Source organism: Bradyrhizobium sp. LTSP857 (assembly GCF_000938285.1).
GTDB lineage: Bacteria > Pseudomonadota > Alphaproteobacteria > Rhizobiales > Xanthobacteraceae > Bradyrhizobium.
In genome coordinates this window covers 193184-217752 of sequence record NZ_JYMS01000017.1, presented here as the reverse complement: position 1 = coordinate 217752, position 24569 = coordinate 193184, and the positions used below count along the sequence as shown (strand labels likewise).

Annotated in this window: 33 protein-coding genes; 19 read left to right on the top strand and 14 right to left on the bottom strand. The window is 64.1% G+C overall.

Going from position 1 to position 24569, the window contains the following annotated elements; all coding sequences use genetic code 11:
- Positions 1-3: 3 nt before the first annotated feature.
- Positions 4-1545, bottom strand: a complete 1542-nt coding sequence (locus UP06_RS09150; RefSeq protein ID WP_045002194.1) for an outer membrane protein — start codon at positions 1543-1545, stop codon at positions 4-6.
- Positions 1546-1642: 97 nt separating this feature from the next.
- On the opposite strand from UP06_RS09150, the gene UP06_RS09145 reads away from it, so the two are divergent.
- Both UP06_RS09145 and UP06_RS09140 read left to right on the top strand, forming a co-directional pair.
- Positions 1643-2152 carry a hypothetical protein gene (locus UP06_RS09145; protein WP_245305440.1) on the top strand — a complete coding sequence of 170 codons (510 nt, stop codon included), beginning with the start codon at positions 1643-1645 and terminating at the stop codon, positions 2150-2152.
- A gap of 13 nt (positions 2153-2165) precedes the next feature.
- The gene (locus UP06_RS09140) at positions 2166-2861 is read left to right on the top strand and encodes a glutathione S-transferase family protein (RefSeq protein WP_045002192.1); all 696 of its coding nucleotides are present in this window, start codon (positions 2166-2168) and stop codon (positions 2859-2861) included.
- Between the two features lie 97 nt (positions 2862-2958).
- On the opposite strand, the gene UP06_RS09135 is transcribed toward UP06_RS09140, so the two are convergent.
- Complete coding sequence (locus tag UP06_RS09135) at positions 2959-3393, bottom strand: hypothetical protein (protein WP_045002191.1); 435 nt, start codon at positions 3391-3393, stop codon at positions 2959-2961.
- Between UP06_RS09135 and UP06_RS41430 the strand changes: the two genes are divergently transcribed.
- The 5 genes from UP06_RS41430 (at position 3392) to UP06_RS09115 (ending at position 5863) form a co-directional block, all read left to right on the top strand.
- A complete protein-coding gene (locus tag UP06_RS41430; RefSeq protein WP_197087149.1) occupies positions 3392-3745 on the top strand; it encodes a hypothetical protein in 354 nt (117 codons plus the stop codon). The genes UP06_RS09135 and UP06_RS41430 overlap by 2 nt on opposite strands.
- An 80-nt stretch (positions 3746-3825) precedes the next feature.
- A complete protein-coding gene (locus tag UP06_RS09130) occupies positions 3826-4209 on the top strand; it encodes a RidA family protein (protein WP_045002190.1) in 384 nt (127 codons plus the stop codon).
- Positions 4210-4363: 154 nt separating this feature from the next.
- The gene (locus UP06_RS41425) at positions 4364-4624 is read left to right on the top strand and encodes a hypothetical protein (protein WP_045002189.1); all 261 of its coding nucleotides are present in this window, start codon (positions 4364-4366) and stop codon (positions 4622-4624) included.
- A gap of 254 nt (positions 4625-4878) precedes the next feature.
- The gene (locus tag UP06_RS09120; protein ID WP_045002188.1) at positions 4879-5130 is read left to right on the top strand and encodes a hypothetical protein; all 252 of its coding nucleotides are present in this window, start codon (positions 4879-4881) and stop codon (positions 5128-5130) included.
- 94 nt (positions 5131-5224) lie between these two features.
- On the top strand, positions 5225-5863 hold the full coding sequence (locus UP06_RS09115; RefSeq protein WP_045002187.1) for a hypothetical protein: 639 nt from the start codon (positions 5225-5227) through the stop codon (positions 5861-5863).
- Positions 5864-5869: 6 nt separating this feature from the next.
- Here the strand turns inward: UP06_RS09115 and UP06_RS09110 are convergent, their stop codons facing one another.
- Positions 5870-6355: a J domain-containing protein gene (locus tag UP06_RS09110; RefSeq protein ID WP_045002186.1), complete on the bottom strand. Its 486-nt coding sequence runs from the start codon at positions 6353-6355 to the stop codon at positions 5870-5872.
- A gap of 111 nt (positions 6356-6466) precedes the next feature.
- Here UP06_RS09110 and UP06_RS09105 point away from each other — a divergent pair, with 111 nt between their 5' ends.
- The 3 genes from UP06_RS09105 to UP06_RS09095 all read left to right on the top strand — a co-directional run bounded on the left by UP06_RS09105 (position 6467) and on the right by UP06_RS09095 (position 8342).
- On the top strand, positions 6467-7234 hold the full coding sequence (locus UP06_RS09105; RefSeq protein WP_045002185.1) for an SDR family NAD(P)-dependent oxidoreductase: 768 nt from the start codon (positions 6467-6469) through the stop codon (positions 7232-7234).
- A gap of 205 nt (positions 7235-7439) precedes the next feature.
- A complete protein-coding gene (locus UP06_RS09100) occupies positions 7440-7688 on the top strand; it encodes a helix-turn-helix domain-containing protein (protein WP_045002264.1) in 249 nt (82 codons plus the stop codon).
- A 135-nt stretch (positions 7689-7823) separates the two neighbouring features.
- Positions 7824-8342 carry a collagen-like domain-containing protein gene (locus UP06_RS09095; RefSeq protein WP_045002184.1) on the top strand — a complete coding sequence of 173 codons (519 nt, stop codon included), beginning with the start codon at positions 7824-7826 and terminating at the stop codon, positions 8340-8342.
- 3 nt (positions 8343-8345) lie between these two features.
- Here the strand turns inward: UP06_RS09095 and UP06_RS09090 are convergent, their stop codons facing one another.
- Complete coding sequence (locus tag UP06_RS09090) at positions 8346-8561, bottom strand: hypothetical protein (RefSeq protein ID WP_045002183.1); 216 nt, start codon at positions 8559-8561, stop codon at positions 8346-8348.
- Positions 8562-8650: 89 nt separating this feature from the next.
- Entirely contained in the window at positions 8651-8917 is a 267-nt protein-coding gene (locus UP06_RS09085; RefSeq protein ID WP_045002182.1) for a DUF2277 domain-containing protein, read from the bottom strand.
- A gap of 124 nt (positions 8918-9041) precedes the next feature.
- On the opposite strand from UP06_RS09085, the gene UP06_RS09080 reads away from it, so the two are divergent.
- Positions 9042-10103, top strand: coding sequence for an alpha/beta fold hydrolase (locus UP06_RS09080; RefSeq protein WP_045002181.1), 1062 nt, complete (start codon positions 9042-9044; stop codon positions 10101-10103).
- Positions 10104-10272: 169 nt separating this feature from the next.
- A complete protein-coding gene (locus UP06_RS09075) occupies positions 10273-10626 on the top strand; it encodes a hypothetical protein (protein ID WP_045002180.1) in 354 nt (117 codons plus the stop codon).
- A gap of 51 nt (positions 10627-10677) precedes the next feature.
- Here the strand turns inward: UP06_RS09075 and UP06_RS39215 are convergent, their stop codons facing one another.
- On the bottom strand, positions 10678-12201 hold the full coding sequence (locus UP06_RS39215) for a S8 family peptidase (protein WP_197087148.1): 1524 nt from the start codon (positions 12199-12201) through the stop codon (positions 10678-10680).
- Positions 12202-12484: 283 nt separating this feature from the next.
- Between UP06_RS39215 and UP06_RS09065 the strand changes: the two genes are divergently transcribed.
- On the top strand, positions 12485-12931 hold the full coding sequence (locus UP06_RS09065; RefSeq protein WP_245305439.1) for a DoxX family protein: 447 nt from the start codon (positions 12485-12487) through the stop codon (positions 12929-12931).
- Between the two features lie 50 nt (positions 12932-12981).
- Positions 12982-13584, top strand: coding sequence for an MSMEG_1061 family FMN-dependent PPOX-type flavoprotein (locus UP06_RS09060; protein WP_045002179.1), 603 nt, complete (start codon positions 12982-12984; stop codon positions 13582-13584).
- A gap of 186 nt (positions 13585-13770) precedes the next feature.
- Here UP06_RS09060 and bfr read toward each other — a convergent pair whose 3' ends face one another.
- The 3 genes from bfr to UP06_RS09045 form a co-directional block, all read right to left on the bottom strand.
- The gene (gene bfr / locus UP06_RS09055; protein ID WP_045002178.1) at positions 13771-14259 is read right to left on the bottom strand and encodes a bacterioferritin; all 489 of its coding nucleotides are present in this window, start codon (positions 14257-14259) and stop codon (positions 13771-13773) included.
- Positions 14260-14390: 131 nt separating this feature from the next.
- On the bottom strand, positions 14391-14663 hold the full coding sequence (locus UP06_RS09050; protein ID WP_045002177.1) for a (2Fe-2S)-binding protein: 273 nt from the start codon (positions 14661-14663) through the stop codon (positions 14391-14393).
- Positions 14664-14829: 166 nt separating this feature from the next.
- Complete coding sequence (locus tag UP06_RS09045; protein WP_045002176.1) at positions 14830-15129, bottom strand: hypothetical protein; 300 nt, start codon at positions 15127-15129, stop codon at positions 14830-14832.
- A 137-nt stretch (positions 15130-15266) separates the two neighbouring features.
- On the opposite strand from UP06_RS09045, the gene UP06_RS09040 reads away from it, so the two are divergent.
- The gene (locus UP06_RS09040) at positions 15267-15602 is read left to right on the top strand and encodes a hypothetical protein (RefSeq protein WP_045002175.1); all 336 of its coding nucleotides are present in this window, start codon (positions 15267-15269) and stop codon (positions 15600-15602) included.
- A 295-nt stretch (positions 15603-15897) separates the two neighbouring features.
- On the top strand, positions 15898-16182 hold the full coding sequence (locus UP06_RS09035) for a hypothetical protein (protein ID WP_045002174.1): 285 nt from the start codon (positions 15898-15900) through the stop codon (positions 16180-16182).
- Between the two features lie 83 nt (positions 16183-16265).
- On the opposite strand, the gene UP06_RS09030 is transcribed toward UP06_RS09035, so the two are convergent.
- The gene (locus tag UP06_RS09030) at positions 16266-17492 is read right to left on the bottom strand and encodes a lytic murein transglycosylase (protein WP_045002173.1); all 1227 of its coding nucleotides are present in this window, start codon (positions 17490-17492) and stop codon (positions 16266-16268) included.
- A 7-nt stretch (positions 17493-17499) separates the two neighbouring features.
- Positions 17500-19149: an energy-dependent translational throttle protein EttA gene (gene ettA, locus UP06_RS09025; RefSeq protein ID WP_045002172.1), complete on the bottom strand. Its 1650-nt coding sequence runs from the start codon at positions 19147-19149 to the stop codon at positions 17500-17502.
- Between the two features lie 232 nt (positions 19150-19381).
- Here ettA and UP06_RS09020 point away from each other — a divergent pair, with 232 nt between their 5' ends.
- A complete protein-coding gene (locus UP06_RS09020; protein WP_045002171.1) occupies positions 19382-19597 on the top strand; it encodes a hypothetical protein in 216 nt (71 codons plus the stop codon).
- A gap of 131 nt (positions 19598-19728) precedes the next feature.
- Positions 19729-20691, top strand: a complete 963-nt coding sequence (locus tag UP06_RS09015; protein ID WP_045002170.1) for a D-2-hydroxyacid dehydrogenase family protein — start codon at positions 19729-19731, stop codon at positions 20689-20691.
- 57 nt (positions 20692-20748) lie between these two features.
- Here the strand turns inward: UP06_RS09015 and UP06_RS09010 are convergent, their stop codons facing one another.
- On the bottom strand, positions 20749-21936 hold the full coding sequence (locus tag UP06_RS09010) for a L,D-transpeptidase (RefSeq protein WP_045002261.1): 1188 nt from the start codon (positions 21934-21936) through the stop codon (positions 20749-20751).
- A 369-nt stretch (positions 21937-22305) separates the two neighbouring features.
- Between UP06_RS09010 and UP06_RS09005 the strand changes: the two genes are divergently transcribed.
- Positions 22306-23070, top strand: a complete 765-nt coding sequence (locus tag UP06_RS09005) for a hypothetical protein (RefSeq protein WP_197087147.1) — start codon at positions 22306-22308, stop codon at positions 23068-23070.
- Positions 23071-23072: 2 nt separating this feature from the next.
- On the opposite strand, the gene sseA is transcribed toward UP06_RS09005, so the two are convergent.
- Together sseA and UP06_RS08995 are read right to left on the bottom strand one after the other, a co-directional pair.
- Complete coding sequence (sseA, locus tag UP06_RS09000; RefSeq protein WP_045002168.1) at positions 23073-23921, bottom strand: 3-mercaptopyruvate sulfurtransferase; 849 nt, start codon at positions 23919-23921, stop codon at positions 23073-23075.
- A gap of 206 nt (positions 23922-24127) precedes the next feature.
- Positions 24128-24541 (bottom strand): rhodanese-like domain-containing protein, encoded by a 414-nt coding sequence (locus tag UP06_RS08995; protein WP_045002167.1) that lies wholly within the window; start codon positions 24539-24541, stop codon positions 24128-24130.
- Between the last annotated feature and the right edge of the window lie 28 nt (positions 24542-24569).

Genomic DNA, 24569 nt, shown 5'->3' with positions numbered 1-24569 from the left:
CCCTCACTCAAACCGGTACGTCACCCCGAACGTCGCCAGATGCGTCCGCATCGCGACGTCCCAGGTGTTGATCGATGGATTGAAGTCGGGATTGGTGCTGGACCGCGCGACGGTGAAGCTCGCCTTGCCATAGTCGGCATAGCGGTATTCGGCGCGCGCCAGCCAGTTGCCCCAGAGCACGGTCTCGAGGCCGCCGCCGACCGTCCAGCCCGCCTTGGTGGTGGACGCGCTGACGATTCCCGGCGACACGCCGAAGAAGCCGTTGCAGGAGACGCTGACACAGGTCGATGTCAGCTCGACATTCTGCCAGGCCACGCCGGCGGTGGCGTAGAGCATGGTCTGCGGGCTGACGAGATAGCCGAGCCGCGCGCGCAAGGATGCGTCCCATTTGCTGCGGATCGAAAGACTCTCGCCGGGCTCCTGGGAGTCCGCGAGAAAGATGCTGGTGAAGCCGCCGCGCGTCGTGGTGCTGTCGGCGAAGCCAAAGTCACCCTCGATGCCTGCGGTCCATTGCGGCGCGAACTGCCAGAGATAGCCGGCATAGGGGCTGGCGCGAAACGCGGTATTGTCGAACGGACGGGTGTTGGCGCGTTCGGTGAGGTCGAACGGAAAGCCGCCGACAGTCTCCGACGTCGCGATGAGATCGGTGCGCGCGGCGCGTGCCCCGAGGCCGAGGCCGGCATAGGCGCCCGTCCAGGACGACGGCATCGCGGCCTGCGCGGACAGCGGATGCGAACGGCCGCCAAGGCCGGGATCACCGAATTTGTAGGCGACCCCGACGGTTGCGGTGTGCGTTGCGAGCTTCGTATCGAAATTCTCGATGGTGAGACCGAACGCCGTGGCGCGTGTGATCGAGAACGACGCGGTGCCGAAATCGGCATAGCGGTACTCGGAGCGCAGCAGCCAGTTGCCGTCGAGCGCGGTCTCGACGCCGCCGCCGAGCGTCCAGCCCGTCCTGGTGGTGGAATTCGACACCACTGCCGGCGTCGCACCGTCGCAGACGACGCTGACGCAGGTCGAGGTGATGTCGTAATGCTGCCAGGCGAGGCCGCCGGTGGCATAAACCAGCGTCGCCGGCGTCAGGAGATAGCCGGCGCGGCCGCGCAGGCTCGCATCCCAAGTGGTTTTAACCGAGAGGCCGTCGGCGTTGAAGGTGGACGAGCCGAACAACGGCCCGTAGGTGAACCCACGGAGCGTCGTCGTCTGGTCACCAAAGCCGACATCGCCTTCGACGCCAAAGACCCAGCTTGGGGTGACCTGCCAGTTGTAGCCGGCATAGGGATTGGCGCGAAAGCCGGTGCCGTTGACGGGTTGCGTATTGACGGCGCTGTTGGGATCGAAGGAAAAGCCGTTTCGCTCTGCCAACGTGGTGGTGAGATCGGCCTGCGTTGCACGCAGGCCCAGCCCGAGTCCTGCGTAGAAGCCGGTCCACGACGACGCCACGATTGGCGGCGCCTTGGTGAAGGGGGCGAGGTCCGCGGCTAGCGCCGGGGCGGCGACGGCAAGGCCGGCAAGAAGTGTGGCGCCCCATGGCAATCCCCGCATTGTTTGGCGGATCAATGAACGTCGCATATCGGGCCTTACTGCATGGAAGAAAGCCCGAATCCCATACTGCGAAAGAGCGATCCCACGCGTCCTCCGATTGAACGAGATCGCGTACAAAGCTCAGAACTGTTGCAAGCGCGTCACGGCGGCGATACGACTTGAAGTGGAACAACCGGACGCCATCCGGCGCGCATCATTCCAGGAAGCCACCGCAATGAGCGAAGATCTCTCCGGTGTCTGGGACGGCACCTACATTCAACCGGGCACGGGAATGGTCACGTTCACCGCGACGCTGATCGAGACCGGCGGCGCGCTCCTCGGCGAGGTGACCGAGCCCTGCTCGAACCCGCGATGCCCGCTGCGAACCCACAACGCCTCGATCACGGGCCATCGCTCCGGCACCGTGGTCTCATTCGTCAAGCGTTATGATCCGCCCGGTTACGGCTTCGACACGGTCCACTATGACGGCGTGACAAATGCAGAAGCAACCGAGATCGACGGGCGCTGGCGGCTGCCGGGCACGTCCGGATCGTTTCTGATGATCCGTGCCAGCAAATCCGCACAAGCGATCACGACCGAACAGCGAGCCAAGGCACCGACACGCTAGCGAGGAAGCCACCATGCTGACCCTCTATTCCTATCCGGAACTGTTCGGCGTCGCCGACAACAACGGCTACGGCCTCAAGGTCTACGCCTTCCTCAAGCTCGCGCGCGTGCCCTTCGTGCACGAGCACGTGTTCGACGCCTCGGCCGCGCCGCGCGGGCAGCTGCCTTATGTCGTCGACGACGGCGAGACCATCGGCGACAGCGAGACGATCATCACGCATACAATCGCGAAATATCATCTCACCATCGATGCCGCGCTTTCACCGGAGCAGCGACGAACCAATCATTTCGTCACGCGCATGCTCGACGACCTCTATTGGGTAATGTCGTATTCGCGCTGGAAGGACGACCGCTATTATCCCGCGTTCCGCGACGGCTTCATCGCGCAGCATCCGCAGATCGACGCTGATGGCTTCGAGAAGGCCAAGGCCTACAACGCACAGCGCTATCATTTCCAGGGCATCGGCCGCTACACGCCGGAACAGGCCTATGCGCGGGGGCTCGCGGATCTGAAGACTCTGGCCGAGATCGTGCCTGCAACGGGCTTCGTGCATGGCGAGCGGCCAACCAGCTGTGATGCCGGCATCTACGGCTTCATCGCCAATATCTATTACTTTCCGATCCCGACGCCGCTGAAAGCGTTCGTCGACGCGCACAAGAACCTCGTCGCCCATTGCGAGAGGATTCATGCGGCGGTCGCGAGATCGTAGGGTGGGTTAGCGCAGCGTAACCCACCACCTCTGTCACCGCGGAAATCAAAGAGGTGGGTTACGGCTTCGCCTAACCCACCCTACGCGACCCGCAACCCTACCGCATCGTGATCGCGAGCCCGCTCAGATCCGCGTTCGCCATCAGGCCGGTCTGGGTGCCCGACAGCTCCAGCACCGCGCCCTTCTGGTTGGTCAGCACGATGGCGCGGGCGCCGCGGCCGACCGCGAGACCGGCACCGGCGGCGCCGTAGACGCCGGCGACGTCCGAGGGGCGGTTGATGTTGGAGACGCGGCCGCGCAGCACGGTCTTGGAGCCGCCGAAGACGAGGCCGTAATCGAGACCGCCGGTGGAGAGCGAATAGGAGCGGCCGCGGAAGCTCAGCATGCCGCTCCCGCCCGAGCCGCCGATGATCCAGCCCGCCTTGTAGATCGTCAGCACCACGGTGCCGCCATCGGCCTGCGCCGCGGTCGAGAGGCCGGCAAGGGCTACAATGGCAACGAGCGCGGCACGCAAGGTGGATGCGAATTTCATGGGGCGTCTCCGGGGGCTATTTTTCAAGGAGGGAAGCGAATCAGATGCCGCAAATGTATCCGATCGATCGCGGCGGCAACATGATGGGATGGACGTGAGTCGTGAGGTGCAGCTGCGTATTCAACTGTCATCGCCCGGTTCAACCGGGCGATCCAGTATTCCAGAGACGGCGGTGATTGAACCGAGAGGCTGCGGCGTACTGGATGCCCCGGTCAAGCCGGGGCATGACAGCGGAGATTGGCGCGACAAGACGCCCAATCGCCATCATGCCATTCTGCCCCTGTTTTGCCCGACAGAGCAAATGATTGTTTTGCTTTTCCCGAATTCGAAAAGATCAATGATTTCTGCTTGATTTCTACTGTGCATGGGGTTGTTTTCGCATTTTTTGTGGGAGAGGCTTCCTAGGCTCATACGACCACCCAAGGTGATCCCATGCCGATCCAGCATTTTGCACCCCCGCCGCACGTCAAGGCGCCGCCGCTGTCCTTTGCCGCGCGCGTCGGCGACCTCCTGTTCGTCTCCGGCATTCCCGGCTTCGACGCCAATGGCGCGCTGCCGGACGGCTTTGATGCGCAGTTCGCCAACGTCGTCATCAACATCAAACGCGTGCTCGATGAGGCCGGCGCCACGATGCGTGACCTCGTCAAGGTCAACGTGCTCTTGACCCGCGCCTCCGATGTCGCCGCGATGAACGCACTCTATGCCGGCGCGTTCGGGCCCGCGCCTTTCCCTGCACGCACCACCTGCGTGGTTCAGGCGCTGCCCGATCCGAAAATGCTGATCGAGATCGAGGCAGTCGCCTCGCTGGCGAAGTGAGCCACGCTTAGCGCGTGTGGCTTGCTGGACACTCGGCCGAACCAAGTGCACGGCTCCATCTGACATATCCGTGAACGGCCGCTCCTCGGCTTGCAATGGATCTGCTTTTACCGCACGAATTTTCTGGTCACCCTTCCCTATCAGGAGATTTTTCATGCGTCGCGTTCTCGCCCTCTGTGCCGTTGCCGGCATCGCCACCTCCGTATTCGCCGCGCCGGCCTCGGCGGCGGTCGGCTATTACGTGATCCGTTGGGACAACACCGGCATCTGCCAGGTCTGGAACGAGGATCTCCGCTACAAGCCGTTCCAGTGGGGCGCCTCGACCTACAAGGTCGTCAGCAAGCCGCTCCCGACCTTCACCGCCGCCTCCGAGCTCCAGATCAAGCTGCGCGGGGAGCGCCGCTGCACGCTCTAAGCCGGCCAACACCAGATTGAATTCGAGGGCGGGTTGCGCGAGCAGCCCGCCCTTCGCTTTTTCACGGGGGGCGCAACGCCGCCGGCCGGCATTTTTCAGCCAAATTCCGGCATTTCCTCCGGGCGCGATTTGAACCTGTCGCAGCTTGCGGCCTACTCACACCTTGTCCGGGGCGCACACTGAAAGCGTCCCGCACCAACCCTCCCCATCATTGTCGGGAGGCGCATCATATCTTTCATTTAAGGAGCTGATCCATGCGTCGTATGTCCGTGCTGTGCGCTGCTGCCGGTCTTGCAATTGTCGCCTTCGCTGCCGTGAGCCCGGCCGAGGCCGGCTATCATCTGATCCGCTGGCAGGACAGCGGCGTCTGCCAGATCTGGGACGAGAGCATTCCGACCACGCCGTGGCCGGCGGGCTACCACCGCGCCAGCGCGACCGTGCCGACCTTCCTCGACGCGCTCGAGTTGAAGGACCATGCGTTGAAGGCCGGCCACTGTAGCTGGTAAGAATTCGATCGGCGGACGATAAGGGTCGGGCAAGGATGCGATGCTAGCTTCCTTGCCCGGTCGTTTTTTTACTCGCTGAATGTGGAGCAGGTCAATGCGCGCACGGACGACGACAGCAGCAGTTTTGGCCGCGTCGCTCCTGCTCGCCGCAACGGCAAAGGCGCAGGCCCCAGAATCCTTCCGCGTGATCTCGCCTATCTTCGGCCAGCTCGTCACCTTCACCATGCCGTCGAATTTCACCGCGGTGTTCGAGAACACCAAGGGCGGTCACTACATCCGCGAAGCCGTGCTGAAAGGCGAGACGCCCGAGCGCTGGACGCAGATGATCACTGTGACCGGCGAGAAGGGCATGACGTTGACGCCAGGCAGCTCGCCGGAGATCTTCGCGGGCGCGATCGCGGGCGGCTTCAAATCGGCCTGCCCCGACAGTTTTGCGGCAAGACCGTTCGGCACCATGAACTTCGGCCGCTTCGAAGGTTTTGTCGCGGTGATCGGCTGCGGCCGCGTCGACAGCGGACCGACCCGGCACAGCGAGACCGCGCTGCTGATCACGCTCAAGGGCACGACCGACTATTACACCATCCAATGGGCCGAGCGCGGCCCCGAGAGCGACGAGCCGCCGGTCAACGACGAACGCTGGCAAGCGCGCCTGCGCGATCTCAGCCCGATCGACCTCTGCCCGATCATACCCGGCGAAGCCGCGCCCTATCCGAGCTGCGTGAACAAGAGCTGATCGCTCTCACGCGTCCTTGTGGGCGCCGGGATGGATCAGGATGTCGCGTGCGGCGGCGAGGTCGATGAAGGCTTGCGCGCTGCCGCCCTGGTCGGGATGCTTGCCCTTGGCGGCGCGGCGATAGGCCTGGTTGATGTCGTCGCAGGTGAGCTGCACGGCGAGCGGCAGGCCGAGAATCTTGCGGGCGCGGTCCTCGCTGGAGAGCTTTTTCGGTGCGCCGTTGCGGCGGCCGAAACGCGGCGCCGTCAGGCCGTGGACGACATCGAGGATCACGCCTATGCGGCGGCGGGCCGCGAGCGCAACGCCGTGATCGTCATTCTCCGCGGCCTGGCGCAGCACGGGCAGCGCCTGATCGGCGGCCTGCCGCAGCGTGGCATCCGTGCTCATCCGCGCGATCTCGGCCACAAGCCGACCCGCCTCGGGCCAGTCGGCGAACTCCGCCGACCTCAAGCGCTCGAGCGCCAGTTTCCAGGATTCAAGTCGTTCCATCATGCGCGCAACGTTTAGCAATCAAGATCAGTATGCCAAGGCCGCCGTTTCCGACCCCTTAATTTCGAGTTAGCCTTTCATGAAATTTCGAAACGAATCCGGGAGGAAAATGTCATGGCATTGCTTGCAAACCACATTGCTGTTGTCACGGGCGCGGGTTCCGGCATCGGCCGGGCGATCGCGGCCGGCTACGCGCGCGAGGGCGCGCAAGCGGTGCTGCTCGACGTCAATGCCGATACGGTCGCGGAGGCCGCGCAGGAGATCCGCAAGGCCGGCGGCAAGGCCGAGAGCTTCGCGCTCGACGTCACCAAGCGTGAGGACTGTTTTGCACTGGCCAAGCAGGTCGCCGACAAGGTCGGGCAGGTCTCGATCCTCGTCAACAATGCCGGCATCACCCGCCGCAACGCCTTTACCGCGGACACGGAGGCGGTGGCGAAGGACTGGAACGATATCATCTCGCTCAACCTCAACGGCGTCTTCAACACGACGCAGGCCTTCCTCGCACCGCTGCGCGCGAGTAAAGGCCGCATCGTCAATATCGGCTCGATCCAGTCCTTCGTGCATCTGCGCACGCCGAGCTCGGCGGCGTACACGACCTCGAAGCACGGCGTGCTCGGCTTCACCAAGGCGCTCGCGGTCGAACTCGGCAAGGAAGGCGTGCGCGTCAACGCGATCGGGCCGGGCTTCATCGAAACCAACATCAACGCCAACGTGCGCGCCACAAATCCGGCGCTGGTGCAGGCCTTCGTCGATCACACCCCGCTCGCGCGCACCGGCAAGCCCGAGGATATCGTCGGCCCCGCGGTCTTCCTCGCATCGGACCTGTCGTCTTACGTCACCGGAACCATCGTCATGGTAGATGGTGGGTATCGGACCGTGTGAGCGCGGACCAAAATCGGTCCGCATCACCATGCATCCTGTGCCAATCGCGGCAGCGGCGCGGCATTCCTGAGGTCAATTGGTGCGACCAACCCGCAATTAACCTTTCATTAACCAAACCCTCCCACCGTAGATCTACGGCCTGGGGGTCGTTTGTTCTCGATCCGCTTCCAACGATGGAAGCGGGCGTTGATCGGGGAGTATGTTGATGACCACTGTCCATGTCGCGGCGCCCGAGCAGGGCGCGCAATTCCTTGCCCCAAACCAGATCGTTCCGCTGCTGATCGGTGCGACCGTCGGCGAGGTCGAGCGCGAGCTCGTGATCCAGACGCTCGCCCGGTGCGACGGCAACCGCACCCGCGCATCGCGTGTGCTCGGCCTGTCGGTGCGCACGCTGCGCAACAAGATCAGGCTCTACGCCGCCTCCGGCATCGACGTGCCCGCCTATCACGATTGACGCGTAAGGCCGCGCAACATGGCGCTGATTCATGGCGCGGATTGATGTTGATCAAGCCCTGCGAGATGCACCGGCGGAATTGCTGCTGTCGTCAAACGCCGCTAAGTAGCTTGCTTCCGCAGAGGGAGCAGTGGCGTGGCAGACGAACAGGGACGGCAGGGACCTCCGGGTCCGCGCGGGCGGCAGGGCGAGCCGGGACGGCCGGGGCCGCAGGGTCATCCGGGCAAGCGCGGGCCGGACGGGACGCGCGGCAAGCCGGGGCCACAGGGCAAGCCAGGGCCTGCCGGAAAGGCTGGACCGCAGGGCAAGGCCGGCTTGCCGGGTAAGCCCGGCGAAGCCGGTCCGCGTGGATCAGCCGGACCGCAGGGCCCCGCCGGGATCCAAGGCCCCGCCGGGACCCAAGGCCCGCGCGGCGAGGCCGGTCCGCCCGGCCAATTGCCGTCGATCGAGCAGGTGCTGCCGTGGCTCGAACAGCTGTTCGACGCCTGGGACGAACGCCGCCGCCAGCGCGAGCAGGAAGCCGCCGAGCGCGCGGCGCTGGAAGCCGCCGTGCATGAGGACGAAGATGCGATCGTCGATGACGAAGGCGACGAGAGCGAAGGCGATGAGCACAGGAAAAAGAAGAAAAAGAAGAAGCACGGCCACAAGGATTAGCGGCTACTTCGCCTGATCCTCACGCCGCGGCAGCATGCCCATGCGCTCGAACTGCCAGCGCATGGCGCGATACCAGAGATAGCCGACGGCGCCGCCGCACAGGGCCAGGATGACGACGTTCGCGCTCGAGAACGAGCCGCCCCACCACATCATCCACACGGTCCACAGCAGCGTGAAGATGATGGCACCTGCTTTCAGCGGAAGAAGAGGGCGGCTCATGGTCGTGCTCCGGGTTATCAAAACCCCGGTGGACATCATCGCGCGCCGAGACTGCTTTTTCCGTGAGCCGGATCACGGATCGGCGTTCTTCAGCCGAAGCGCAGCCGTGAACGCTCCTTCGCTTTTTCCGCCTCGACCTCACGGTCGCGCGCCGGCGCGTGGGTGTGGAGCGAAGTCAGCAGCCTTCGCGCAGCCTCCGAGACCTCCGCCACCGCGCGATCGAACGCCGCCTCATTGGCCTGCGATGGCCTGCTGAAGCCGGACAGTTTTCGCACGAACTGGAGCGCGCTGGCATGGATCTCATCCTCCGTCGCCGGCGGCTCGAAGTTGAACAGCGTCCTGATGTTGCGGCACATGCAGTCTCTCCCGATGTTTCCCTCTAAGACGATCGGCTGAGGCGAAATCCTACATCCTTCCGGAACTTCTGCTAAGGTCCCTCATAACGCGGCCGCCGACTACGAGCCGCATGGGGAGAGAAACATGAGAACGTCTTGCGCGGCACTGACGGCCATCCTGCTGTCGATCGCAATACCAGCTATGGCCGCGGATTATCCGGCGCCGAAGCAGGGCGACTGGATCGCCAAGGACTTCAAGTTCCACACCGGCGAGACGATGCCGGAGCTGCGGCTGCACTACACCACCGTCGGTGAGCCGAGCGGCCAACCCGTGCTGGTGCTGCATGGATCGGGTGGCTCGGCCGCGAGCATGCTCAATGCAAGCTTCGCAGGCGAGCTGTTCGGCGCCGGACAACCGCTCGATGCGTCCAAATACTACATCATCATTCCCGACAGCATCGGCCACGGCAAATCGTCAAAACCCTCCGACGGAATGAAGACGGGCTTTCCGAAATACGACTATGACGACATGGTCGAGGCGCAATACCGCCTGGTGACCGAAGGCCTCGGCGTCAAGCATCTGCGGCTCGTCATCGGCAATTCGATGGGGGGCATGCACACCTGGCTGTGGGGCGAAAAATATCCGAAGGCGATGGATGCGCTGATCCCGATGGCCTCACAACCGACGGAGATGGCATCACGCAACTGGATGCTGCGGCGGATCATGCTCGACACCATCCGCAACGATCCCGATTACAATGGCGGCAACTACGCCAGTCAGCCGCGCATGATGAAATACGCGATCGCCGCTTACGGCATAGCAAGCATCGGCGGAACGCTGGCCTATCAGTCACAGGCGCCGACCGCAGCGAAGGCCGACAAGATCGTCGACGAGCGGCTTGCCGCACCGATCACGGCAGATGCCAACGACTTCATCTATCAGTGGGAGTCCTCGCACGATTACAATGCCGCTGGGAAGCTGGAGCAGATCGAGGCATCGCTGCTGCTGATCAATTCCGCCGACGACGAGCGCAATCCGCCAGAGACCGGCGTCACCGACGCTGCGATGAAGCGGGTCAAGAGCGGACACCTTTACCTGATCCCCGCCAGCACCGAGACGCGCGGCCACGGCACCACCGGCAACGCCGCATTCTACAGCGAGCAGATCCGGCAATTGCTGCAAAATGCGCCGCAGCGCACGATGTAAAGACGGCGGACCGCGCCCTCTATCGCAACGCATCATGTGCGGCGCGTCGTCGCCGCATATAATTTGAGCATGCAATGCGCTGACAGCTCGGGCTTAATTGCGTCAACGATACGAATCGACACGCGACGCGATCGCGCGCCGTTGCGCGAGACGCGGTGAGGAGGATCGCATGCGCAGGCTTGCGCTGTTCGCTCTGCTGGCCGCAATGCCCGCGCTTGCGAGCGCCGCGCTCGCGTTCGACAACGGGCAATATGACAACGTCGCGCCCGACATCCGCGCCTGGTTCAAGAGCGTGATGGCGCCGAACGGCGTGCCCTGCTGCGACATCTCCGACGGCCATCGCACCGAATACGACGTGCGCGGCGGCAGCTATTGGGTGCCGATCGAAGGAGAGTGGATGGCAGTGCCTGAGCGCGCCATCATCCGCGATCGCGGCAATCCGGTCGGCCACGCCGTGGTGTGGTACGTCCACCACCGCGGCGCCATCATCATCAGTTGCTTCGTGCCGGCGGACGCGGTCTAAGCCACTCAGGCCTTGAGGTCTCGCTTGGGCGAGGCCTCGACATATTCGATCTCATCGCCGAAATCGTCGAGCGCGGCGCGAACGGATTTGGCGTCGGCCTCGACGACGGTGAAGATCGCGGCGAGGGTTTGCCGCTTCTCTCCCGGAAACAGGCTCTCGGCGGCATAGCCGGCATCGCCGAGCGTCTTGATGATCATGCGCCGCCGACGCTGATCGACACGATCGTGAAATTTGAACTGCACCGACATGCTGAGAAGCTAGCCGTTCGCGGCGCCCGATCAAGGTCGCAGAACCTATTTTCGTCCCTTTCTCGCCGGTTTCGCCTTGGTTGTTTTCTTGGCAGCTTTCTTGGCAGTTTTTCTGCCCGATTTCTTTGCCGCAGTCGCTCCGGCCCAGCGCAGCGGCGACATCCAGGAGGCCGGCACCGTATTCCGGCGTAAAATCCCTTCCCCGCATCGCCGGCAATTTGATCGCGGTCGCGATCAGGCGCCTGGCAACCGCAAGGCCGGCGGCCCTGGATTTCGGCTTGTTGATGTAGACGAGTGCAGCGGCACCCGTCACATGCGGCGTTGCCATCGACGTCCCGGGCCAGGAATCGTAGCTCACATGATCGGCGAAGCTTGCCTTCACCCGGGGCACCGTCGACAGGATGTTGACACCCGGCGCGACCAGCTTGATGTGTTTCCCCGTATTGGAGAACGAGGCACGCCGATGAGACTCGTCGACGGCGCCAACTCCGATCGTGTCCGCGTAGCCCGCCGGATACTCCTTCGGATTGCCGTCCTCGAACTCGTTACCCATCGCGGTTGAGATGACGACGCCGGCATCGATCAGTTCGGCGAAGATCGTCGCTTCCGCCTTCGAATGGTCCTCACCGCCAATGCTGAGGTTGATGACCTTGATGTTGGAATCGAGCGCGGCCGCGAGCGCCTTGCTGTAGAACTCGAAGTTGAAGTTCTCATCGTCGCCTGCGCGCTTGGGATCGTCGAAGACCTTCCAGCAGTGCAGCCGGCAATTGGCCAGACCTGCGATGCCGACCGAATTATTGACCGCGGCCGCGATCGTGCCGCTGACGTGTGTGCCGTGGCCGAGAAAATCGCGCGTTCCGTTGCCGTCGTGACGATATTCATCGATCGCTCCTGCGAGGTCGGGATGTCCAGCGTCGACACCGCTGTCGAGCACGGCGACATGAACGCGCCCCGCACCCGGTCGCGGTCGATCGAACCATCTGATGGCGCGAAGGCCCCACTGCCGAATCTTCATGGGATCGGCGGCGGCACTGAGCCACCGGTTGGGAACGGGCTCGACCAGATCCATCGCCTTGGAAGCACTCAGGCGCTTCAGGGCTCCTGCATCTATCTTCCTGTCCTTCACCTGCACGATCTGAAATCCGGCCAGCGACTCCCGCGGCGCCGCCGTTGCGGAGCGCGCTATCGAGCGATGCACCGCGGCCAAAGCCATCACCTGCGGCTGCGCGGGTGCATCACCGCCGCCGACCACGAACAGCGGCTTCATCGACTGAAGCCCGAAATTGTCGCGCAGGAAATCGATCGGACCTCGAACCTCATCGGGCATCGCTGCTATGAGCGCGCGTGACGTTGTCGCCTGAAGCGAGGTCGCCGCGATCTGCCGGACAACGGCCGGCTTCAACCGAACAATGAACTGTCCTGGGACATGCTTGCGACGGCTCGGCCGATCGCCAGCGACCCGCATTGCCTGCGTTGGGGCCATGACAAAATTCCTTCCTTGAAAAACGATAAAGTACACCACCCGTTATAAGCGAGGTTATTTATCTGCGCTACCTGCGCCACCCGGTCGCGCCTGCTCCCGACCTCTGCGCGGGTGCCGTGGCTACTCCATGCCGCACGTGCTATTTGGGCTCATGCAATCCGATCTCGGCAACAGCCGTACACGCGCCGTCATGCGATATGTGCTGGCGGCGTTCTTCATGGCCGCGGGCGTCGCGCACCTCTGGGTTCCGGACAAGCTGCTCGCGATCACGCCGTCCTGGGTTCCGTTTGCGGCGCAAATCATCCTCATCACCGGCGTCTGCGAAATCGCGGGCGCAATCGCGTTGGTGACAAAACCACTGCGCTGGTGGGCCGGCATTGCACTTGCGCTTTATGCGCTCTGCGTCTGGCCGGCGAACATCAAGCACGCCATCGACGGCGTCGACCTTTCGCCCATTCCCAACAGCTGGCTCTATCACGGGCCGCGGCTGGCACTTCAGCCGGTCATCATCTGGTGGGCGCTGTACTGCGCCGGCGTGATCGACTGGCCGTGGCGGCGTGACAAAAGGGGATAGCGATCAGGCCGGGGAATGATATCCTTAAGCATTCAACCAGGGAGACCTTCGTGACCGAGCTTTGCGCCGAAGACCTCGCCACCATCTATCCGAAGCCGACCCCGCGCGTGATCGCGAAGGCGCGTCCCGCGATCGACGTGCACGCGGAGAAATTCATCGAGATGTCGCCATTCTGCGTGCTCGCGACATCGGGCGCCGACGGCAGCGTCGACGCCTCGCCGCGCGGCGGCAGCATTGGCTTCGTCCATGTCGCAGGTCCCAACCAGTTGCTGATGCCCGACCGTTCCGGCAACAATCGGATCGACAGTTTTCGGAACGTCGTCGAAGGCTCGGGCTTCGTGCATCTGTTGTTCTTCGTGCCCGGGATCGACGAGACGCTGCGCGTCGGCGGGCGCGGCACGCTGTCGGCCGATCCGGAGCTGCTCGCCTCGATGGTGGAATTCGGCAAGCCGCCGCGCGCGGTGCTGAGCGTCGCCGTCAACGAAGTCTATTTCCACTGCGGCAAGGCGTTGATGCGCTCAAAGCTGTGGGCGCCTGAGAAAGTGCAGCGCTCGGTGATGCCGAGCATCAGCACCGTCATCCACGACCAGACCAGCCTGGGCGAGCCGGAGAGCCAGGATGTCGTGGAAGCGCGGTACAAGACGCAGCTATAGTTGGTGCAACTAGTCTAGCCGTCGTCCCGGACAAGCGAACGAAGTGAGCGCTGATCCGGGACCCATAACCACAAGATTTTGTTTGGCGAAGACTCGTGGTTGCCATCGCGCACCACAACTACTCCCTGGGGTTATGGGTCCCGGCCTTCGCCGGGACGACAGCGGAGTGTACGGCGACGTTAGTGCTTAATGCCCCTCGCCCTCGAGCCCGCCAACGTGCTTCTGGGTGTAGAGCTCGAGGCCGATGCGGCCGATCAGATCGAGCTGGGTTTCGAGGAAGTCGATGTGGTGCTCCTCGTCGCTCATCAGCTTCTCGAACAGGTCGCGCGTGACGTAATCCTTCACGCCATGGCAGTAGGTCGCCGCTTCCTGGTAGAGCGCCCGCGCGCTCATCTCGGCGGCGAGATCGCACTCGATGATCTCCTTGACGTTCTGGCCGATGCGCAGGGGATCGAGCACCTGCATGTTCGGGAAGCCGTCGAAGAACAGGATGCGCGCGGTGAGCTTGTCGGCGTGCTCCATCTCCTCGATGGATTCCTTGCGCCAGACCTTGGCCATGTCCAGCAGGCCCCAATTGTCGAGGAAGCGATAGTGCAGCCAGTACTGGTTGATCGCAGTCAGCTCGTGACGCAGTGACTTGTTGAGATAATCGATGACTTTTGCGTCGCCCTGCATGATTCACTCCAGCATTTGCAGTCCCATCCGGCCGGAAACCGAATTTAGAACGCTTCTAAAACAGTTTGGGAACGAGGGCAACCGGCTACGGGGACGCAGCCGGGGATAAGCTCATCCGATGATGTTGGTTTTCAGCAGGCCGCGAGGGCGAACTGGGCAGGCTCGGCCGTCTCGTCGTTGGCAGCCACGGCGTGACTATGCGGGCAGCCGGAGCAGCACGATTTGGCACAGGGGCCGAGCGCTTCTTCGATGATGGTCTTGATCGTGCGGGCGCAGCGACCGCATTCGGCGCTACAGCCGAGGCATCCATAGATCTGCTTAGCGTGACGCACGGCATCGTCGGAATCGGCGACGGCGGCGCGGACGTCGTCATCGCTCAGCACGTTACAGGAACAGACGATCATGGAAGCGGCGGGCCCTTGGTGATGCGCCAATATCGATATTTAAGGGGCCGGCCGGATGCAAAAGGAAAAACCGGTATTTGAAGCTATTCCAAACTGGCCCGGAACCAGCCTAGAACGGCTCTAAAATATGGTGTTGTGCTGGATCAAGATTAGGCCGGATCGAGACCTAGTCGCCGCCACCGCCTCCCCCACCGTCGCCGCCGCCTCCGCAATCCCCGCCCCCACCGCTATCGCTCGTGGAGCAGCTGCCGCTGTCGGTCGAGCTGCCCGAACTGTCGCTGGAAAACCAGCTTCCCAGCGCGAAGCCGTCATTCGTCGTGTCCGAATAGCTGTCGCCGCCACCGCCATCGCCCCCTGCCCTGGCGCGCGAGCGCGGGCCGCGGTTCTGCAAATGGGTCATCAGGGCATAACCAATCACGCCGACGGCCCCGACGGCGATCAGGGCATTGGTCAGGACGCCGTTCATGATCGTCTCCCCTGGCGAAAAGCTACGATGTCAACCAATTGGTCGCGGCCGGCAAAGACGCCGTTCATTGATCATTCAAACGAAGTATGGAACTTTGGCCGCAAGAGTTCCGTATTCGTGTGTGAAAGGTCGAGCCCATGAAGAAAACGCTCCTGGCAGTCGCTGCCGCCGCCACCCTGGTCCTGACCGCCGGAACGCCGGCCCATGCACAACGCGGTGTCGCCGCTGGCGTTGCCGCCGGCATCATCGGCGGTGCCATCGTCGGCGGCGCGCTAGCCTCCCCGTATTATTACGGACCCGGTCCCGGCTACGCATATGGTCCGGGCTACGGCCCCGGCTACCCGCCCCGCTACTACGCGCCGGGTCCCGGCTACGTCGCCGACGACTATTACGGCGATGGCTGTGTCTGGCAGAAGCAGCGTTTCTGGGACGGCTATGCCTGGCGGGTCCGCCGCGTCAGAGTCTGTGGCTGAGGCGCGCTAAGCCGGTTCGCTTGGACCGATTCACCTAGACCGATTCACTCGGAGCGATTCACTTGGATCGGTTCGCTTGGATCGATTCGGCTGAGCCGGTTCACTACGGATGCGCCGTTCATCTCAGGGCCTGAAAAAGACCGCTTTTTCTCGTCACATCTTCGCGTGCGTTTACCGCGGATTGACCATTTGCGCGCTTCCTAGCTGCAAGGCCAATTCCATCAGAGTCTGCGTGAACCTTTGAACCCCGGGTGCTTCTAACAACGAGCATCCATCTCTCAGGAGAGCCAAGAGTATGAAGAAGACTTTAGTTGCCGCCCTCACGGTTGCGACGATCGCCGGTTCGCTGGTGACCGCCACTCCGTCCGCGCAGGCCCATGACGGCGTCGGCGTCGGCATCGCGGCCGGCCTGCTTGGCGGCGCGATCATCGGCGGCGCCATCGCGTCAAGCCGTCCGGCCTATGGCGGACCGGTGTACGTGGCCGAGCCCGGCCCGCCGCCCCCGCCCTGCTACTGGCAGCGCCAGCGTTACTGGGACGGCTACGGCTGGGCCGTCCGCCCGGTTCGCGTCTGCTACTGATCTGATCGCAACGCGCGCGCAAGCGCCGCGATCGAAGCCCGGCCGAGATCATCGGCCGGGCTTTTTTCTTTTGGAAGGCTTGTTCAGCGCGCCGCCTGGATCGAACGCAGCACCTCTTCGCTCGGCCAGCAATCGACTTTCAGGCCTGCCGACTTCTGATAGGCGCCGAGCGCCGCGCGCGTCTGCATGCCGGCCTTACCGTCGATCTTGTCCTTGTAGAGTCCCGCGCGCGTCAACCCGCGCTGCATCGTCTCGACATCCTTGGTTCGCAATTGCTTCGACGCCGACCATGGCGTGGCGAACGGCAGCGGGCTCGTCATGCGGTCGCTGAGATGACCGACGAACAGCACATAGAGGTCAGAGAAATTGTATTCCTTGATGACGAAGTAGTTCTTCGTGGTCAGGAACGCCGGACCGTAGATGCCCTCTGGCTGGAGCAGCGAAGCCGGCTGCGCCTGCTCGGTGGCGCTGAGCTTTTGTCCACGGACCGGCACAAAGCCGTCGCGCAACCACTGGCCGATCGGCTTCGTCACCTCGGGCACGCCGCTGGTGCAATCGACCTTGGCCGGCGCCTGCACCTCATAGGCCCAGCGCACGCCGCTCTGCCAGCCCTTGTTGACGAGCTGCTGCGCGGCCGAGGCCAGCGCATCCGGCACCGAATGCCAGATGTCGATGCGGCCGTCGCCGTCGAAATCGACGCCGTGTTTGTAGTACTCGGACGGCAGGAATTGCGTGAGCCCGGTGGCGCCGGCCCAGGACGAGCGCATGTCCTTGCGCGTCACCACGCCTTCGCCGAGGACCTTGAGCGAGAGAATGAACTCGTTGCGATAGGTGTCCTTGCGCCGGCCGACATAGGCCTGCGTCGCCAATACGCGCACGAGATCGTAGGGCAGCGTGTAACGGCCGTAATCGGTCTCGCGTCCCCAGATCGCGAGCATGACGGTCGCGGGCACGCCGGAGCTGCTCTCGATTTTCGTCAGCGCCGCATTGTATTTCTGCAGCAGCCGTTGCCCTTCGCCCGCAAGATTCGCAATCGAGGCTTCCCTGACGTAGTCCGCTGGCACCTGCACGAACTCGGCCTGCGACGGCGCGCCGGTCGCGGGCCGTCCCGGCAGGATCAAATCAGGCAGCTTGTAGTCAGGCTCGAGCCCGCGCGTCTGCTCGTCGAACGTCGCGCGCGAAACGCCGGCGGCCTGAGCTTCCGGCCAGAGCGAGGCGATGAACTGCATGAAGGCGGCGTCGGCAGCACGAGCAGGCGACCAGCCGCAGGTGAGAGCAATCACCGCAGCGATGAGCGCCCGCCGCATCATGTCGAGATCACCGCGTCAGCTTCTTGTACTTCACGCGATGGGGGATGATGCTGTCCTGGCCGAGCCGGCGCATCTTGTCCTTTTCGTAGTCCTGGAAGTTGCCTTCGAACCATTCGACGTGGCTGTCGCCTTCGAAGGCAAGGATGTGGGTCGCGATGCGGTCGAGGAACCAGCGATCATGGCTGATGATGACGGCGCAGCCGGCAAAATCCTCCAGCGCCTCTTCGAGCGCGCGCAGCGTGTCGACGTCGAGGTCGTTGGTCGGCTCGTCGAGCAGCAGCACGTTGGAGCCGGACTTCAGCATTTTTGCGAGATGCACGCGGTTGCGTTCACCGCCGGAGAGCGCACCGACCTTCTTCTGCTGGTCGGCGCCCTTGAAGTTGAACGCCGAGCAATAGCCGCGCGAGTTCACTTCCTTCTTGCCGAGCAGGATCAGCTCGTTGCCGCCGGAGATTTCCTCCCACACGTTCTTGCTGCCGTCGAGCGCGTCGCGCGACTGGTCGACATAGCCGAGATGCACGGTCTCGCCGACCGTGATGGTGCCCTTGTCCGGCGCGTCCTGCTTGGTGATCATCCTGAACAACGTCGTCTTGCCGGCGCCGTTGGCGCCGATCACGCCGACAATGCCGCCGGGCGGCAGATTGAAGGTGAGGTCGTCGATCAGGAGGCGATCGCCAAAGCCTTTGCTGAGGCCTTCGAAGTCGACGACGTTGGCACCGAGCCGCTCGGCGACGGGAATGACGATCTGTGCGCCCTGGCTCTGCTTCTCGCTCGCCTGCTTGAGCAGATCCTCGTAGCGCTGATAGCGCGCCTTGGATTTTGCCTGGCGCGCCTTCGGCGACGAGGCGACCCATTCCTGCTCGCGGGCGAGCGTCTTCTGGTGCGCGGCATCCTCGCGGCCTTCCTGCTCCAGCCGCTTCTGCTTCTGCACCAGCCAGGACGAGTAATTGCCCTCGTAGGGAATCCCCTTGCCGCGATCGAGCTCGAGGATCCAGCTCGTGACGTTGTCGAGGAAGTAGCGATCGTGGGTGACGATCAGGATCGCGCCGGGATAATTGCGCAGATGGCCTTCCAGCCACGACACCGACTCGGCATCGAGATGGTTGGTCGGTTCGTCCAGCAGCAACAGCTCGGGCTGGTCGAGCAGCAGCTTGCACAGCGCGACGCGGCGGCGCTCACCGCCGGACAGTTTCGTGACGTCGGCATCGTCGGGCGGGCAACGCAGCGCGTCCATGGCCTGGTCGACCTTGCTGTCGAGATCCCAGAGGCCCTGAGCCTCGATCTCGTCTTGCAGCTTGGTCATCTCGTCGGCGGTCTCCTCGGAATAATTCATCGCCAGCTCATTGTAGCGATCGAGGATGGCCTTCTGCTTGGCGACGCCCAGCATGACGTTCTCGCGCACGGACAGCGCCGCATCGAGATGCGGTTCCTGCTCGAGATAGCCGACGCGGGCACCCTGGGCGACCCAGGCCTCACCGTTGTACTCCTTGTCGAGGCCCGCCATGATTTTGAGCAGCGTCGACTTGCCCGAGCCGTTGACGCCGAGCACGCCGATTTTGGCGTCCGGATAGAACGACAGATGGATGTTATCGAGCACCTTGCGGGTCGGGTAGCTCTTGGTCAGGCCCTGCATGAAATAGATGAACTGGCGCGCCATCGGTCCCGAAAACCTTCGATTTGAGGAAATTTGCTTGCCGCCGATGTAGCGATCCCGCCCTCAAAGGGCAATGTTTTCCCTCCGTTCACCACGGATGAATACGGGACGGACACCATCCGGCCACCGATCCGGACAATTGAAACCATCTTTTAATAAATCAGGCCAAAGCTCGGTTTCGCGCGGAAACAGCGCCACCCGCTCAGAATGAACGGGGAGCACAGCGAGGCCCATCATGGCTCTGATCGAGACCAATTCCATTGCCGTTCCGGCCGAAGCCGGACATGCGTCCGCGCTCGTCACGGAGATCAAGGGTTTCTGGAAGCGCTTCTTCGCCACGGCCTTCAACCCCTACCGGCCCGAGCTGCATTACATGCGCGGCCCCGGTCCCGCCTGGCGCGCCAAGCACGGCATGAATGCGCCGTTCCGGCTGAAGCCCCGCGACCTCTGAGCCGTTCTCCGCTATCGGATTTTTGAAGACGCTAGCGGCTTGCGCGCAGGTGTGATTGTGCGCAACCATGGCCCGGTTCCGACGATGGCGCCCCCGCATGCGCCGTCACCTCTCGCCATGGATGAACGCTGATGACGCGGCTGCGCTGTGCAATTCTCGACGACTATTTCAACATCGCCCTTGACGTCGCCGACTGGCCGAAACTGCCCGACCGTGTCGACGTCACCGTGTTCAGCCATCCCTTCGCCTCGGAGCAGGCCGCGGCCAGCGCCCTTGCCGACTTCGAGATCATCTGCGCGATGCGCGAGCGGACCGCATTCCCCAAGAGCCTGTTCCAGGCGCTGCCGAAGCTGAAGCTGCTGCTGACGTCAGGCATGCGCAACGCCTCGATCGATATGGAGGCCGCAAAGGCGCAGGGCATCGTCATCGGCGGCACTCAATATTCCCGCGACCCCACCGCCCCTCTGACCATGGGCCTGATCCTGGAACTGACCCGCGGCATCGGCCGCGAGAACGCGCGCATGCATGCGGGCGAGCCCTGGCAGACCTTTGCCGGCGTCGAGATCGAGGGAATGACGCTCGGCATCGTCGGGCTCGGCAAGCTCGGCAGCAAGATGGCGGGCGTCGCGAAAGCGTTCGGCATGAACGTGATCGCCTGGAGCCCGAACCTGACGCCGGAGAAGTGCAAGGAAGCCGGCGTCGGCTATGCCACCAAGGAGGAGCTGTTCGCGAAGGCCGATATCATCACCATCCATGTGGTGCTGAGCGAGCGCTCGCGGGGATTGGTCGGAGCTGTCGATCTTGCGCGGATGAAGCCGACGGCCTTCCTCGTCAACACCGCGCGCGGGCCGATCGTGGATGAGGCGGCGCTGCTTGAGGCGTTGCAGCAGAAGAGGATTGCGGGCGCCGGCATCGACGTGTTCTCGGTCGAGCCGCTACCGGTCGATCATCCCTTCCGCAAGCTCGACAACCTCGTGCTCACGCCGCATCTCGGCTACGCGACCGAGGACGGCTTGCGCATCCATTACGGCCAGATGGTCGAGGCGATCGACGCCTTCGCCAAGGGCGGCGAGCTGCCGCGGAAGCTCGCCTGAAACGAAAAGGGCGCGCCGCCGGCACGCCCTTTTGCAATCTAAATTTTCGTGACGCGCCTAGCGCACCGTGACCGGCGCGGGCAGCGGCGGCACCACCGTCGGCTGGGTGCCCCCGACCGGACCGGTCTGAGCGGCCATCGGGGCCGGACCAGCGGCGGCACCGGGCATGGGCGCTGCGGACGCGGTCGCCGTTCCCGGCGCCGGGCCACCCGGCATCACCACCACGCGGGTGCCGACCTTGACCCGGTCGAACAGGTCCGAGACGTCATCGTTCAGCATGCCGATGCAGCCGGAGGAGACGAACTTGCCGATCGTCGAGGGCTGATTGGTGCCGTGGATGCGATACACGGTCGAGCCGAGATACATCGCACGCGCACCGAGCGGATTGCCGGGGCCGCCGGCCATGAAGCGCGGCAGATAGGGCTGGCGCTCGATCATCTCCGTCGGCGGATGCCAATCCGGCCACTCCGCCTTGCGGGTGATCTTCTGCACGCCGGTCCAGGTGAAACCGTCGCGGCCGACGCGAACGCCGTAGCGGATCGCACGGCCATTGCCGAGGACGTAGTAAAGATAGGTGTTCGGGGTATCGACGATGAGCGTTCCGGCCGGCTCCTTGGTCGCCAGCGAAACTTCCTGACGGCGCAGGTTCGGCGCCAATTGCGCCGGCGCAGCATCAGGCTGCTCCTCGGGCGGCAACGAGGCGATCGACATCGGACGGCCATCGGCACCGACCGCAGGCTGCTGCGAAACCGCTCCGGTCGCGGCCGGACCACCACCGACCGCCTCCGGCGGACGCAGGCCATCGCTGCCGGGCGCCTGGCCCGGACGGTCGGCATAGATCACCGCCGGTGCGCCGGCGGGGCGACCATAGCGGGGATCGTCGGGCGACATCACCGGGCCCTGCGGCGGGGCAGCCGAATAAACCGGAGCGCCAGCGGGACGGCCATAACGCGGATCGTCCGGCGACGTCACAGGGCCCTGCGGCGGGACCGCCGAATAGACCGGCGGGCCAGCCGGGCGGCCGTAGCGCGGGTCCTGGCCGGGCGGCGGCAGCGACGCCTGCGGCATCGCGTCGTCGTCATCTTCCAGCGCGTCGAAATTCGGGGCGCGGTCGCCCGGTCGATATTCGGCCGGGGCGCCATAGCTCGGCGCCTGCTGCACCGGATAGCTCTGGGCCTGTGCGAGCGAGGCTCCCGCCGCAGCAACTGTTGCGGCAGCGCATATCGTCAGCAAATGTTTGATCATCATCGTTCTTGTATAGTCCCCAGGCCCTATCGGACCGCTAACGGCCAGATGACCGAAGATAGCGGCACATTCAAGACATGACAGGCCGAATTGGGCCGATTTGGCGATTTGTGATGTGAATGCGCACCGTTGCTCCGTTGCATCACGGGGCGGAAATCGCATGGCGCCGTAGATTGCCGGAGTCTTTGGCCCCGATTTTTTACGGAACGGCGCGGAGGCCTTGCGATATGGTCGAATCAGCCTGATTCGCCATCGCTTTGAAGCTCCGGATCCCCGCGCGGCGAACGCGGCAATCAGTACCGTCACCGCGTTCAGATGGCTCATGGGCCCTGGCCACACGCCGCCGGGGCGGAAATTCGTAACCCGTCAATGCTTCCCGGCTTTCGCTTCCTGCTTGCCGCGATCTTGCTGTCAACTTCCATCCTGGTGTTCGGCCTAGGCGCCGCCGCGCTGCTGCGGGCAACCCATGAGCAGTATGTCAGCAATCCGTCCTGGCGGAACGGCCCGCAGGAGCAGGTGTTTGCACAGGCGTCGGAACCGGCCCAGCCGGTGCTCGCGGCGTTGCGCGCGGAGCCAGAGGCAACGGAGCCGACGCTACGCGACCAGGTTCCGACCGTTTCCCTGCCGGCGAGCGAGCCCGAGCAGATCGCCGCGGTGACAACCGAGGCCAGCGTTCCGCCGGAGCCACAGGTCGCTGATACCGCTGCACCGGCTGCCGAACCGGCCAGGGTTGAGGCCGCGGCTCCGACGCCGACCGATACACTCACTCCGACCGACACCACCGCATCCGTCGCCGAGGCCAAGCCCGCGCCGATCACGACCGCGCCAACCACGACCGCGAGCGAGCCGACGCCGGCCGACACCAGTGCAGCCCAGGTTTCGTCCGCACTCGACATCGCGAACGCCAAGGTCGCCGCGCTGAACGATCCCGCGACCACAGCCTGGAAGGATCCGCCGGCGAAGGCCAAGGCCGATAACGTTGCACCCGCGAGCCAGGCGACCAAGCCGCGCGCACATCGGGTGAAGAAGCACCGCCGCATCGTGAGGCGTCCGCCTCCGCCGGTTCAGCAGCTCGATCCGTTCGGGCAGCCGCTGCCCGCGCTCGCCGCAACGACCGCGCGCACGCGCCAATAAGCTTACGCCGGTCCGGTCGCGATCGGCGGACCTTTTTCCTGGCCCCATTCCGACCATGAGCCGTCATAGAGTGCGGTATCGGCGACGCCCAGGCGATACAGCGCGAGCGTCAGCACGCCGGCCGAGACGCCCGAGCCACAGCTCGTCACGATCGGCGCATCGAGCTTCACGCCCGCGCCGGTGAACGCGGCGCGGAGATCATCAAGCGGCTTCATCTCGCCGGTCGCAGCATTGAACAGGCCGGCGTAGGGCACATTGCGTGCGCCGGGGATGTGACCGGAGCGGATGCCGGCGCGCGGCTCAGCTGCGCGGCCCTCGAAACGCTCGGCCGGTCGTGCGTCGATCACCTGCTCGGCGCGGCTTTCGACGTTGGCGATCAGCTGCTGCATGCTGCGCACCCGCTTGGCGTCATAGCTCGCCTTGAAGGTCTGCGGCTTCGGCTTCACTTCGCCGCTCTCGGTCGCGCGTCCCTCAGCGCGCCACTTCTTCAGGCCGCCATTGAGGATGCTCACATTGCTGTGGCCGTAGGACAGGAACATCCACCACGCGCGGGGCGCAGCGACCCAGCCGCCGGCATCGTAGAGGACGACGGTGTCGGCATTGGAGATGCCGAGTTGGCCGACGTCACGGCCGAACTGCTCGGCGCTCGGAAACATGTGCGGCAGCGGGTTGGAATGATCCGACACGGCATCGACGTCGAAGAACACAGCGCCCGGCAGATGCGCGGCGAGATAGTCGTCCTTCGGCAGCGGCAGCACACCCGGCAGCTTGAAGCTGGCGTCGAGCACCTTGACGTTGGCGTCGTTGATGTGGGCGGCGAGCCAGTCGGTGGAAACGAGGGGATCGGTCATGCGAGGTCTTTCTTGTCAGTCCGGGGCGTGCGTAGCACGAGGGAGATTGAGGCAGTGCGCATCAAACTCCACTGTCATCTCCCGGCTTGGCCGGGCGATCCAGTATTCCAGAGGCGGTTGTGATCGAGCGGAGAGGCCGCGGCGTACTGGATTCCCCGCTTTCGCGGGGATTGACGCCGGAGATTGGAGCAACAGCGAAACACCCCTCACCCCTTCTTCTTCGGCTCCCACTGCTCCACCGGACCACCGGCGTCGCGCCAGGCGGCGTAGCCGCCGGCGATGTGGGCGACGGGTTTCAGGCCCATGTCCTGCGCTGTCTTGGCAGCGAGTGCCGAACGCAGGCCGCCGGCGCAGTGGAACACGAACTTCTTGTCTTCCTGGAACACCGGCTTGGCATACGGGCTCTGCGGATCGATCCAGAATTCCAGCATGCCGCGCGTGCAGGCGAACGCGCCGGGGATGCGGCCGTCGCGCTCGATCTCACGGGGATCGCGAATGTCGACGATGACGACGTCGCCGTTCTTGGAAATCTCGATGGCGTCCTTGGCGGTGAGCGTCTCGATCTCGGCATTGGCCTCGTCGATCAGCGCCTTGATGCCGCGGGTGATGTTTTGGGGCAAGTGCTTCTCCCTCTTGTCGGCGGCTGGC